The sequence below is a fragment of the Paenibacillus selenitireducens genome (assembly GCF_002021565.1).
GTDB lineage: Bacteria > Bacillota > Bacilli > Paenibacillales > Paenibacillaceae > Paenibacillus_K > Paenibacillus_K selenitireducens.
The window spans coordinates 42059-54400 of sequence record NZ_MSZX01000012.1; the positions used below are offsets into that span (position 1 = coordinate 42059).

The following is a 12342-nucleotide window of genomic DNA, read 5'->3' on the forward strand; positions in this document are numbered from 1 at the left end:
CGGTCCATACGAAGATGAGCGACCGCGATTAGATGTAGGTTTTATCACCAAGAAGAAAGTCATTTTCGGATGACGAAAACTTATACTTTCTTCTGGTAAAAAAAGCGGCTCCGTTATTGCGGAGCCGCTTCTTCAGCTATTGGCGATCCCAAGAATCCGCCGTATACAGCGTAAATAACAGATCTCGCTGATCTTCGTTCACCCAAGTGCGGCCGCCGTCCAATGACAATCTGGCGAACCCATTGGCATAAGGATTTTGGTCGCTATAAGCGAACCCATAGTTATTATCTGTGCTGTCTGTATATTCCGATTTCGGAGATTTAAGGATCAGACCGTATTTCTTCGTCACATCCAGCCCTTTTAACTTCGGATAGATCGAATACGGAGATACGGATCCCGGGATGTTATACGGCGACAGCGAAGCCGAGAACAGCGTATCGACCGGATTATTGTCCTCATCTAAGGTCACCAGATCGAAATAATACGCGTCTTTCGGTACCGCATTTTTATAGCTTTCATAGATGTAGATGTCTAATTTCGGAAGATCAGCGTGATTTAACGTAAATACTTGCATACGCTGAGTGTTCGCCCGAATATCAGAATAGTAGGCGTAGTCGGCATGACTACTATCTTGATCAATCCGGCTGCCAACCGTGTCCTTCGTACGATATGCTTCGATTTCATAGATGGACGGTATGCCGTAACTTGTCTTGATCATCAATCGAATTTTGGATGTCGTAAGGGTTGGGAAGGTAAACGTTCGGTTATCACCGATCATGAATCCCTTCGTGATGTCCTTAAAGTTCGCGCCATCCCAATATTGCAGCGAATAAGTCGCAATTTTGAAATTCGGGTCTCTGAATTCTTTGATCACAACCTGATTGAGTTCCGTATTTTGCCCGAAATCCACTTCAACCCATTGATCGTTTAATTGCCCATCCGCCGCACTCCAGCGCGTTGCTGCATCTCCATCCGTGATACGCGCAGCCTCATAGCCAGAATCCGCCCAAGTTGACGAGGCTTGAACAGGTTTACCTAAAGCAAGATTCTTGGAGCCCTCCTCAGAAGCAGTGCCTTTTCCTTTTGCGATTCGAATGATCGCTGTCCCTTTGGCCGGCAGCTTATACGATAAGCTTCCTGTTGCCGTACCGAGAGAATTTTCGCTGTATAGTTCAGTTAGGTTATATTTTTGGTTCGGTTTTAGGCCTATATCTTCAAGTTGAACGGTGAGCTCCTGCGCCTCCGTCGTCCAGTTCGAAAGCCCAACAATACGGTTTCCTTCGGCATCCGAGGTGTAGATAACAGCAGGTGCATGCTCCTCTTGATGATAGAAATTGCTCATGCTCACCGGTTTCGCTGCATTGCCTTGCTTCACAAGCGCCAATAAGTCACGGTTCTCCACCCATTTCCATCGATCATCGGCGATAAACGGAAGATTATCCCCGAGGAGCCAATGGCCGCCGCCCAACGCAACGGTCGTCGCCAGCAGCTTCGCGTCGCTCTGGCCGTATTTGTTCCAAAAGCCTTGAATCACGTATTCCGGAATATACATATCCGGATCGTTGTAGGCATATAAGGTTCCATTGGTCCACCAGGAAGCTGCGCTATTCATGGCTTGTCTCTCAATACCGGAGTAACTTGCCACGCCCAAAGAGGTGTCGCAGGCAGCTCTTCTACCATGGGCAAATGCAGCAGGCAACAACGGTGCAATAGATTCATTAATGTAAATCGGACGGTCTGCCGCTAGTACCGCATCACGAATAATCCCTAATCCAATACGGTAATTCTGCACGCCGTTCACCGTTGGGTCGTAGTGCTTGCCTTCATACATGCCCATATCGATAAAATCCAGCTTCAGATAGTCATAGCCCCATTGTATATAGTTATCAACGTTTCGCTTGACGACTTGTTGAGCTACGGGATGTGTCATGTCTAACGCATAGGTATTCAAATACGTCTTGATTAAATTCCCTTGCTCATCGCGTAGGCAAATATCCCGATGCGTTAGGTTCGTCCCTTCCACAGGAAGGTCCAACCACCCCTCATATATCGTGAACGGTGTCAAATATCCGCCAACCTTCAGCCCTTTGGTATGAACATAATCGGCGAACTTGGTCATCGCTTGCTCAAAGGCAATCCCACCCTCTGGCTGGAATCCCCCATCCAAATTGAAGTACTGGTAACCAAGCGGCTTCAAATGCTCTGCCACATAATCGACCATCGGATACATGGCTTCTGCGGTTGCATAGCTATCATGAGAATAGAACGTGTTATACCCCATAGGCACCTCACCTTCCCACTTCATATGCGGTTCCCCCATGTTGTACACGCTGCCGTATTCCTCAAGGCCTTGCTGATAATCGTCATAATAACCTAAGAAGAACTTGTCCGAAGTTACCGCTGTACCGTGCTGAGAGCCTCCCCAGTTATACATCGAGAAGGAACTGAGCGCACCATTTTTTGTTGTGGCCTCACCGAGCTTCTGACTGCTCTTCCATTGCTGGACGGTAGCGGCACCAGCTACGAAACCTTGCTTGCCCTCATTATCGAACATCGAGGCTACCCAATGACTGATGCCATTGAACTTCTCCCACTTCAATTCCTCGCCGTGGAAGCGGTCTGCTCCATTCTGGCTTTTGCCAAATTGGTCCACGGGAGCTACGCCAAAGTCAAAATTATTCGTATACGGGGTCGTAAAAATGCGTTTGTCCGTACCTGCGCCAATGTCTAGATTATCTGCTGATACGGGCTCCAGGATTTCAATCGTTTGTCCGTTCTCGTCATGAACCTGCATATCCATAAGAACGTAAGAAACTTTCGGATACATATAAAAATTCACATCGAGTGTTGCTCCTGAGGCTAACGTGTTCACGATTGTAAGCCTCTTCCCCTTTTTCCCGTAGGGCTCATCCTTCAAGTCTTGCCACGAAGCTGTCCGTGTGACCGCATCCAGCGAACTTAAGCGTTGGTCACTTCCGGCTGCCTTCGCATCCGAGTGAAATTTTTGGATCAATGTCGTACCCGACCACGAGAAATCACCTGTTCCTGTCGAGAGATCATAGGTAATCTGATATTTACCGTTAGTTGCTTGCACTATATTGTTCTTCTTCGTGAATAAAGCTTCAGATTCTAAACTTGCTGACGCCGCAGCACTCCACCCAGGCCATAACGAACTGCCTAACACCATGACCAGGAGAACTGCCAAATGCCTCGTTCGAATTCGGTTGATCACATAAATGCCTCCTCTAGTTCTATAACTGTTCTAGTCAAAACAGATCAAGTAGCGCAATGTTATCGGCTTATCGCTTTCATCCCAGACCTTGTGGCCTTCCCGCTATTGAAGACGCTTACAAATTACCTCCTTTAAGAACGATGTACTTCTTCGTTATCAGGCCTCCTGTAGAGTGTCCATTTGATTTTATCCATTCGAGTTTATCCATCGGCTACGATCTTACGTCTCATTGTAAGAATCATCCAACAGATTATCTATACCACAATGTTACGTTTCATAGTTGAAAATGACTTTCATCTTTTCGGATTGCATCCAGAGGTCTTCTCTTCTTATTTCATTGCATAACAAAAAAAGCCATCTTATACAGATGACCTCGGGTGAATCCTTTAGCCCTGCTAGGGCTGTTATGTCTATGCCATACCCTTAGAATCCACCCATTGGACATTCATTGCTGCAAGTGACGTCACCCAATGGCTTGGAGGTGCTTGGTCGGATATGATCTGGTCCACTTCTGCCAGCTCAGCAATTTTGGATACGGAGCGCTTGTCGATTTTGGATTGGTCCGCTAATACGATCGTCGTCTCGGAACAGCTGATCATTTTGCGGGTGAAATTGGCTTTATCATAATCATAACTGGTAATCCCATGCTCAAGGCTAATCCCATCGACAGAAATAAATGCTTTATTCACATAGAAATCATCGAGTGTTTTCTCCGCAATGGAACCCGACACGCGCATATGCTTCGCATTCACTTCCCCGCCGATGAAAATAATCTTCCCGTCAAAAGAGCCCCGCTTCTGGTATTCGATCAGTAGGGTGAGCGCCGGAATGGAGCAGGTAAGAATCGTTATGTGACGTTTATCCTCCAAGTGATGAATGATTTGGAGCGCCGTACTTCCCTCGTCGATCAAGATAAAATCGTTGTCATCAATCAATTGAGCAGCGAGGCTCCCAATCTTGCGCTTGGCATCGGTATGAAGAGACTCTCGCTCTACATGCGGCGGTTCAATCTCCGCTTTATATCGGATCGCGCCACCATACACTTTTTTGAGCTTATTTTCTTTCTCGAGTTCATCCAAGTCGCGCCGAATCGTTTCCGTCGATACTTCGAACTTCTGCGACAACTCGGTGACATTCACTTTCCCTTGCTCATTCAGCAGTGTCATAATGCTCTTTTTTCTTTCTTCACCTGCGAGTGACACCTTTCTACCCCCCTGAATTCTTTGCTCCAATTATACCAAATGACTTCCATCCGGCATAGTTGACCCCAAATCCGCTTCATCCGCACGATCCTATTGTGAGAAAAGGTGCTCTACACCGATCGTAGAACACCTCATCACTGCAATAAGTTCACCTTTAACCGATCGCAGAACACCTCATGCCTGAATCAAGTTCACCTTTAAGCGATCGCAGAACACCTTATGCCTGCATCAAGTTCACCTTTAAGCGACTGTAGGTCTTTCGCCCTCAGCCAATTTTTCGTTGATCAGACGAATTGTATCTTGCAATTGAGACATATCTTCGATCACGAAATGCGCGCCGCTCTCCATGAATTTCATTCTGGCTGCATCCAAATGCTGTTGGAGCACGTCGGGTGCCATCACTTGGACTTCTTTTTGGGTGAATCCCATCATCGAACTTCCTCGAAGCACACCCACGGCCCATACCCCAGCATTGCGGGCTTCCTGCATATCTGAAGTGGTATCACCGACCTTCACAACCTGCGCTGGCATTCCCATATCTAACCGAACGATGTTCTCGAAGACCATGTATGGATATGGACGGCCTTTCCCATGCACCGAATCCGGGGTTAACCAGAAGTCTGGCGCATAACCGTTTTCTTCGGCTTTCGGAGCGACAATGCTCATCATCGTATCATTATAACCTGTGGTACCCCCGATTTTGATCCCTTGGGAGCGCAATTCGGCTACAGCATCAACAACATGTGCAATAGGATCGGCAAAACGATTCAGAATCGAGAGTAGCTTCGGTTCGAATTCATCGTGCATCTCATCGACATCCCCATCGGTATAAGGGCGACCGACTTGTTCCTCGAACTGCTTGCCAATCCGAGGCATTTCCAACATGGTCTTGATATGATCCCATTTCAAATATCCCATCGGCCCGCGAACTTCCTCAAGTGTGGGCTCTATCCCTTTGGATCTAAAAATATCTAGAAACACATGTACCGGAGCCATGCAGCCGTAATCTACCGTTGTTCCCGCCCAGTCAAAAATAACACCTTGTACCTTCATTGTATGCATTCTCCTTACTTCATTTTTTGGACATATTGTTGTACGGCATCACATAATCGCTCGATATCTTCCGGTTGGACATCTCCAATCGTACCAATACGGAATACTTGCGCATCGCTAAGCTTCCCAGGGTATATCACGAAATGATGTTCTTTTAGGAACATATATAAGGACTCAAAGCTAAAACCTTCAAACGACGGATACAGGAACGTTGTGATAATCGGCGACTGCAAGTATGGTGGCAGATACGCTTGCAGTCCTGCCGCTTCCATCCCTTTGACGAGTGTCCGCTGGTTCTCGTAATATCTAGTAAACCGCACATCCACGCCGCCTTCAGCTTCTAATTCATGTAATGCTTGATAGAAAGCACGAACCACATGCGTCGGCGAAGTAAACCGCCATTTCCCTGGCTCTGCCTCCATGACCTTCCATTGATCATATAAATCAAGAGATAGGGATCTCGCATTTCCTTTACAATTGACCAGCGCATCGGTTCTACAGATTACAAAGCTAAAGCCTGGAACACCTTGAATACACTTATTCGCACTGCTAATTAGAAAATCAATGCCTAACTCCTCGACGTCAATCGGAATCCCTCCAAAGCTGCTCATCGCATCCACAATGACCGTTTTCCCATGCTTCTTCACGACCTCAACGAGCGATTCGAGCGGATTCAGAATGCCGGTCGTCGTCTCGCAATGCACAAATGCAACATGGGTTATCGAAGCATCATCCACCAAAATCGCATCAACAGCGTCGATATCCGGTTGTTGGTCCGCCGTACATACCAAGGCGCGATTCGCAATGCCAAGTACGTCTGCGATTTCCTGAATTCGTTGGCCATACGCTCCGTTCACGATGACCAGCAGCTTGCCGTCCTTCGGCACCGCCGTACCGATACATGCCTCAACCCCGAATGTGCCGCTTCCTTGCATAAGAACCGACGTATAGTTGTCCGAGGAAGCTCGGCCTACATCGAGCAGTTTCGCCCGAATCGATTGCACGATCTGCTTGTAGTCATCATCCCATGTACACCAATCCTTCAACATCACCTCTTTGACCGACGCTGTTGTGGTTAATGGTCCTGGCGTAAGTAGTACGTAATGCTTTTCCATAAATAAATCTCCTCCTGCCACGGCATCCCCATGACTTGTTATTTATGAGTGACATATCTGCTGCACGCTCATTCAAATCTGTACGCAATAAGCAAAAGGTGAATGTTGATTAATGTGGTTTGTTATTAAATGTTGTTGTTTATAGACTGAATATACTGCGAATAATCTTAAAGTTCAAGAGGGTTGAAAAGATTTAACCTTGCGTTAACAAATCATGATATTCCGCTAACATTCCGCAACTTTTCGCCCCCATTCAAATCAACCTAGAATAAAATAAAAAATCCTCCCAAAAGGGAGTAAACCCACATGAAACAACACGGATGTACAGGGATGAAGAATCAAAAACATCGTGGGGAGGACCTACCAACCAAGGCAGACATGGAGAAGAAAAGGAAAAATCCCCGCTACGATGAAAGCGAGGATTTTTAACATAGGAAAACACTTAGGATAGCTTATAGCTATATTTCTACTTATGAGCATCCAAAAACTGCAGCATCTTACGGTACACGGCGATTTCGTTCTCTTTCTTCGAAAATCCGTGACCCTCGTCATCAAGCACGAGGTATTCCACTTCGACGCCTTTTTGCTGTAGTGCTTCAACGATCTGATCCGACTCCGCCTTCACAACGCGCGGATCATTCGCCCCTTGAATCACAAGCATCGGCTTCACCATCTGATCCAAGTATGTAATCGGGTTGTCTTTGGTTAGTCGTTCTTTATCTTCAATCGGATCTCCCAGCCAGCGCTTCATGACCGGTTTCCAATGATCCGGTACGGATTCAATGAATGTAAACAAGTTGCTCACACCAAAAATATTGACCGCTGCACGGAAATAATCGGCATGGCGTCCAGCAAGCAACAACGTCATGTATCCGCCATAACTGCCGCCGACGACGAACAATTTATCCCGTTCTGAGATGTTGTTCTCGAACAGCCATTCAATCCCAGCAACGCAGTCCAGACGCGGCCCTTCCCCCCAGTCGCCCTCTACCATTTTGACGAAGCTCGCACCGTAACCCGTACTTCCCCGGAAATTCGGCGCAAAAATCGTATAGCCATTGGCAAGCAAGAATTGGAACATGGACCGGAAAAACTTCCGTTCCGAAGCTTGCGGACCGCCATGCGGCCAGAAAATGGTATAACCATTCGACACTTCCGGCTTCGCGCGGAATAGCAAGGACTCAATAGGCAGCCCATCAAACGAGTTATATTGTACGATTTCCGGCTCAACCAACTCTTCCTTCGATAAACCGGTTACGCGGTTCTGCGTCAGCATCGTCCATTCACCATCTTGCAGCACATAAATATTAAGGGCTGTCGTTGCACTCCGCCCTAGAATATACACATGCCCGGATGCAGCCACATGAACTTGTTCAATCACCGAGACGGGTATATTCGATAAAGGTTGGAGCTCCCCCTGATCCAGCGAATAGGCGTACATCTGATCTTCAACGCTTTGTTCCGTCACGATATAGATCGTCCGGGATTCTTTGTGCCACTTGATTTCAGATACGTTCTCATGATCGATTTTACATACGACCCGGAACTCTTTCGTATCCAACGAATACGAAGCCACATAAGCATTCTCATCCTCATAATTCGTAACGAATAGCACGGTATAGTTATCGATAAATACAAAGCTGGACGTTGTGTGGTCCACATCAGCAGAAGGCGTAAGACATACGAGCTCATCACCTTCTTTTAGGTAACCAACGATATAGGTATTCGCGAAATGCTTTTGCATAATCCATCGCGACTCATCCGGACTGACGGCCGCAAGCCAAGTGCTTGCGTGCTCCCCTGTCCATAACAGTTCATCCTCCTGGGTCTGCAAATTGTAGCGGTGTGTATTCAGGTACTGCGGATTATGCTGGCTTGTGTTGTAATAGATCCGTTCCCCATCCTCAGACAAATGAGCGAAAAAGAACTTATCCTCTGGACTCGCTGGACGAAGTGGGTACGGTTGTCCACCTTCCGGTTTGATGGCATAGAGATGGTAGTTCTCATCCCCGTCACGATCAAAACCTGTAAGAATATGCCTGCCTTCGGGGTCGAATTTGATGAAATTGCTTGTCTGATTGCAATACGTCAGCGGATACGGATAAGCATGCGGCAAATCGATTGCCCATAAATTAAACTTACCGTTCATGTTGGAGCTAAATACGACCCGCTTCTCATCCTTGCTCACAGCAAAACTCGTAATAAGATACATCCGGAAAAACTGCTCTACATCGGGTTTTGGAAAAGAAATCATGTCTACACCGCCTCTTCATTAAATCTGTCATGTACTAACTAAATTTGACCGATGTTAGAAAATCGCGAGAGAATTCTAGTTTCAATTATATGGTATTTTCCACCAAACATCACCTCTAAAAATGCATTCCGTCGCACAAAATAAAGGAAAATATACACAACCAGGTGAATGTAATAGGAGAGATTATCCTCTAGACGAACCAACAAGGAGAGACCACAGATGAAAAAGAAGTTCATCGCACTATGCACGGCCGCATCGCTGTTTTCCGCCACCCCCGCCTTCGCCGCGAGCGTATTGGACGATATAGACTCGCAAAAGTACGGATGGGCGCTCGATTCGATCAGCTTTATGCTGGATAAAGAGGTCATCGGCGGATACCCCGATGGTACATTCAAACCGAGTAATCCGGTGACCAAAGCTGAGTTTGCACATATGTACCGCTTGTTGTTTCCTAACGTGGATCATAGTTCTAATGAACCTTCCTACTATATCGATACCAAGAAGCATTGGGCGGCCAAAGATGTGACGACCTTGTTTAATGATGACGTCTACCTGTATGCTGAACGCGTGAAGTATATCAACCTGCCTAAAAATGACTATCGGTATGATTTTTACTTTGCACCTGATAAGCAAATGACCCGCGTCCAATTCCTAATCTATCTTTATGCGCTAACGTCAGCGCTCCATCCGGCGGACGAGCCTGATACGCAAGAGGTAATCAACCACATTCGAACGTATAAGGACGTCAAGGCACGTACGGTTCAGCGCAGCGACTTTGATACTGAATATACGTTGAATTCGCCTGTTTTCTTCATTGACGAATATGAAGGAGAGCTTACGTACGGCGGCGATTTTCAAGATACCAAAGCCCTGGCCTTCTATACCCTAACCAAGGCAGGCATCATGGATGGCGCCGACGGCTATTTCAGACCGATGGATAAGGTGACGCGTGCGGAGGCCGCAACCATCCTACACCGATTGTTTAAGACGATGTCCGTAGAGGGGTAAGCTTAGAGATTCTTTAATAGACAAAACTTCATTTACGTAGATGCATGCAAATACGTTATCACACAACTTATATAAGCAACAAAAAAAGCCCTTGAATATCAAGGGCTTAACTTATCTGTACTATAATGCGGTCGGCGGGATTTGAACCCGCACACCCTATGGGCACTACCCCCTCAAGATAGCGTGTCTGCCGTTCCACCACGACCGCATGTTACGAGGAAATATAAAACTGGTGAGCCATGAAGGACTCGAACCTTCGACACCCTGATTAAAAGTCAGGTGCTCTACCAACTGAGCTAATGGCTCTTAATGTCTGAACAAAGAAGTAAATGCTCAGTTAAGAAATGGTGACCCGTAGGGGATTCGAACCCCTGTTACCTCCGTGAAAGGGAGGTGTCTTAACCCCTTGACCAACGGGCCTTATTATCATGCATCACAACGTGACAACAAAATTTATATTATCAGAATTTCTTGGACATGGCAAGTGTTTTTTTGAACTTTTTTTCCGAATGGGTCTCCTATGGTATAATGAGTCCAAAAATACGGAGGTGTGCAAAGGATGCTCATCTATAATCGGGAGACCCACAGCGTGTCCAAAGCTCCCTTGCGAATACCACTAGACCACGAAATCGTGTGGATTAATCTATCGCAGCCCACAACGGAAGAAATCAACCATGTTCTGCTCGATATGTTCCAATGCCACCCGCTGCTTATCGAAGACTGTATCAAGCAGAATCAACGTCCGAAGCTGGATCAATACCGTGATAATGTCCTGATTACTTTTTATACCCTGGCACATACCTATAAACCCATTGAACTTGATATAGTTGTCGGGACAAATTATATCGTAACGATGTGCCAACACGAACTCCCTTTAATGAACGATTTAGTGGAGGAGTTCCAGCGCATTGAAGGTCGAATCGACCATACTGGCCGCATCCTATATTCCATTCTGGATCGTTGCGTGGATCAATTCGTCGATAGTATCAACGAGATCGAGAACAAGTTAGAGCATTATGAACAAGCGATATATCGAGACCCTTACGTCAAAATATCACAGCAGGTATTTAAGCAAAAGCGTGCTCTTCACCGGATTCGCCGCATCCTTGCAGATGAGAAAACGCTGATCAGCTCGATCAGTCATCAAGAGTTCCCATATACCAAGCAAGAAACTCATGTGTACTATATGGATATTTATGATCATATTTCTCGTGCGATTGATTCCATCGATATTTTCAGAGAGTCCTTGAATAGCTTAATGGAAATGCAAATGAGCATGAAATCCGACCGAATGAACGAAATTATGAAGACGCTGACCATCTTTAGCGCGATCTTCCTCCCCCTCATGTTCTTATCAGGTCTGTATGGGATGAATTTCGAATTTATGCCGGAATTGAAGTTCAAGTTCAGTTATCCCGTCGTTCTCATCATCATGGCGGTTGTCGCAGGTTCGCTCTTTTTCTATTTCAAACGAAAAAAGTGGCTTTGATCTTCGGATAAGCCTCACGATGTCTTTACTTTATCATTTAATGTTTCCCAGACATAAAAGGTAATATAACTTGACCATGGAGCCCACGCGGCTCCGATGTCACGTACCTCCGCCTCTGTTGGCCGCTCAGATAACCCATACAACTTTTTCACACCGTTCCGTAACCCGATATCCGCCGCAGGCAACAAATCTGTCCGTCCCATGCCAAACATCAGGAAACATTCCGCCGTCCAACGGCCTATCCCTCTTAGCTTCGACAAACTTGCTACGATTTCCTCATTCGTTTCTGAATGGAGCCGTTTCAAATCCAATCCTCCGTCGGCAACCAGACGAGCAAAATCAATGACATATTCCGCTTTCCGTTGGCTGTACTGAAGTTCCCTTAATTGACTATACTCCAAGCGAGCTACATCTTCACAGGAAGGGAACACAGGCAGCTCCATTCCTTCCCAATGTACGGGCTTCGTCGCTACCTCCATCAACCGTCGATTCAATGTCGAGGCGAATGCCAAATTCAGCTGCTGTCCGATAATGGTCTTCGCCATACATTCGAATAAATCGGCTTCCAGAATGAAACGTAAACCGTAGAAACGCTCCGCCAGCGGTTCAAGCCTTGCATCCTCAGCCAGATGATCATAAAAAGCTTGAATATCCAAGGATGTGGACAGAATTGTCTCCAAATAACGCTTCAGTCCCTCTCGATCCAGGTTTTCCATATTCGAACCATGCAACTCAATCCGAAGCTTAGGTTCGTCTACCGTCCCCACGGATTCAGCCTGCATCACCAATACATGCCCCTCATAGCGGATCGTCCGAATCAATTGCTCCCCACGAATTCGATACATTTCATGATTTACACCCTGCAGCCTCCGGATCATTTTGGAAAAGTCATACGGTGCACACGGAAAAATATCCAAGCTCATCGACTCCATCTTCTAGAACAGCCTCCCTCTCGATTCACAGCTTTTTACATCCTCTTCAACCATGTA

The 12342-nt window shown here is 46.4% G+C and carries 9 protein-coding genes and 3 tRNA genes; 3 read left to right on the forward strand and 9 right to left on the reverse strand.

Features of this window, described 5'->3' with window-relative positions; translation table 11 throughout:
• Window positions 1-136: 136 nt before the first annotated feature.
• The 4 genes from BVG16_RS25060 to phnW all read right to left on the reverse strand — a co-directional run bounded on the left by BVG16_RS25060 (window position 137) and on the right by phnW (window position 6602).
• Window positions 137-3232, reverse strand: coding sequence for a discoidin domain-containing protein (locus BVG16_RS25060; RefSeq protein WP_078501945.1), 3096 nt, complete (start codon window positions 3230-3232; stop codon window positions 137-139).
• 410 nt (window positions 3233-3642) lie between these two features.
• Window positions 3643-4434, reverse strand: coding sequence for a DeoR/GlpR family DNA-binding transcription regulator (locus tag BVG16_RS25065; RefSeq protein WP_078501946.1), 792 nt, complete (start codon window positions 4432-4434; stop codon window positions 3643-3645).
• A gap of 240 nt (window positions 4435-4674) precedes the next feature.
• Window positions 4675-5487 (reverse strand): phosphonoacetaldehyde hydrolase, encoded by an 813-nt coding sequence (phnX, locus tag BVG16_RS25070; RefSeq protein ID WP_078501947.1) that lies wholly within the window; start codon window positions 5485-5487, stop codon window positions 4675-4677.
• Window positions 5488-5501: 14 nt separating this feature from the next.
• Window positions 5502-6602 (reverse strand): 2-aminoethylphosphonate--pyruvate transaminase, encoded by a 1101-nt coding sequence (gene phnW, locus BVG16_RS25075; RefSeq protein WP_078501948.1) that lies wholly within the window; start codon window positions 6600-6602, stop codon window positions 5502-5504.
• A gap of 306 nt (window positions 6603-6908) precedes the next feature.
• Between phnW and BVG16_RS33780 the strand changes: the two genes are divergently transcribed.
• Window positions 6909-7031 carry a hypothetical protein gene (locus BVG16_RS33780; RefSeq protein WP_269845616.1) on the forward strand — a complete coding sequence of 41 codons (123 nt, stop codon included), beginning with the start codon at window positions 6909-6911 and terminating at the stop codon, window positions 7029-7031.
• 37 nt (window positions 7032-7068) lie between these two features.
• Here BVG16_RS33780 and BVG16_RS25080 read toward each other — a convergent pair whose 3' ends face one another.
• Window positions 7069-8856, reverse strand: a complete 1788-nt coding sequence (locus BVG16_RS25080; RefSeq protein ID WP_078501949.1) for a S9 family peptidase — start codon at window positions 8854-8856, stop codon at window positions 7069-7071.
• A gap of 219 nt (window positions 8857-9075) precedes the next feature.
• Here BVG16_RS25080 and BVG16_RS25085 point away from each other — a divergent pair, with 219 nt between their 5' ends.
• The gene (locus BVG16_RS25085; RefSeq protein ID WP_078501950.1) at window positions 9076-9864 is read left to right on the forward strand and encodes an S-layer homology domain-containing protein; all 789 of its coding nucleotides are present in this window, start codon (window positions 9076-9078) and stop codon (window positions 9862-9864) included.
• Between the two features lie 126 nt (window positions 9865-9990).
• On the opposite strand, the gene BVG16_RS25090 is transcribed toward BVG16_RS25085, so the two are convergent.
• The 3 genes from BVG16_RS25090 to BVG16_RS25100 all read right to left on the reverse strand — a co-directional run bounded on the left by BVG16_RS25090 (window position 9991) and on the right by BVG16_RS25100 (window position 10284).
• A tRNA-Leu gene (locus BVG16_RS25090) sits at window positions 9991-10072 on the reverse strand.
• A 22-nt stretch (window positions 10073-10094) separates the two neighbouring features.
• Window positions 10095-10170 (reverse strand) — tRNA-Lys (locus BVG16_RS25095).
• A 39-nt stretch (window positions 10171-10209) separates the two neighbouring features.
• Window positions 10210-10284, reverse strand: a tRNA-Glu gene (locus BVG16_RS25100).
• A gap of 139 nt (window positions 10285-10423) precedes the next feature.
• Here BVG16_RS25100 and corA point away from each other — a divergent pair.
• A complete protein-coding gene (gene corA, locus BVG16_RS25105) occupies window positions 10424-11353 on the forward strand; it encodes a magnesium/cobalt transporter CorA (protein WP_078501951.1) in 930 nt (309 codons plus the stop codon).
• Between the two features lie 14 nt (window positions 11354-11367).
• On the opposite strand, the gene BVG16_RS25110 is transcribed toward corA, so the two are convergent.
• The gene (locus tag BVG16_RS25110) at window positions 11368-12285 is read right to left on the reverse strand and encodes a DNA-3-methyladenine glycosylase 2 (protein WP_078501952.1); all 918 of its coding nucleotides are present in this window, start codon (window positions 12283-12285) and stop codon (window positions 11368-11370) included.
• Window positions 12286-12342 lie beyond the last annotated feature (57 nt).

Bases quoted from the DNA above. Each gene is read 5' to 3' on its own strand.
- phnX (WP_078501947.1), bottom strand. From the start codon at position 5,487: ATGAAGGTACAAGGTGTTATTTTTGACTGGGCGGGAACAACGGTAGAT.
- phnW (WP_078501948.1), bottom strand. From the start codon at position 6,602: ATGGAAAAGCATTACGTACTACTTACGCCAGGACCATTAACCACAACA.
- BVG16_RS33780 (WP_269845616.1), top strand. From the start codon at position 6,909: ATGAAACAACACGGATGTACAGGGATGAAGAATCAAAAACATCGTGGG.
- BVG16_RS25080 (WP_078501949.1), bottom strand. From the start codon at position 8,856: ATGATTTCTTTTCCAAAACCCGATGTAGAGCAGTTTTTCCGGATGTAT.
- BVG16_RS25085 (WP_078501950.1), top strand. From the start codon at position 9,076: ATGAAAAAGAAGTTCATCGCACTATGCACGGCCGCATCGCTGTTTTCC.
- corA (WP_078501951.1), top strand. From the start codon at position 10,424: ATGCTCATCTATAATCGGGAGACCCACAGCGTGTCCAAAGCTCCCTTG.
- BVG16_RS25110 (WP_078501952.1), bottom strand. From the start codon at position 12,285: ATGGAGTCGATGAGCTTGGATATTTTTCCGTGTGCACCGTATGACTTT.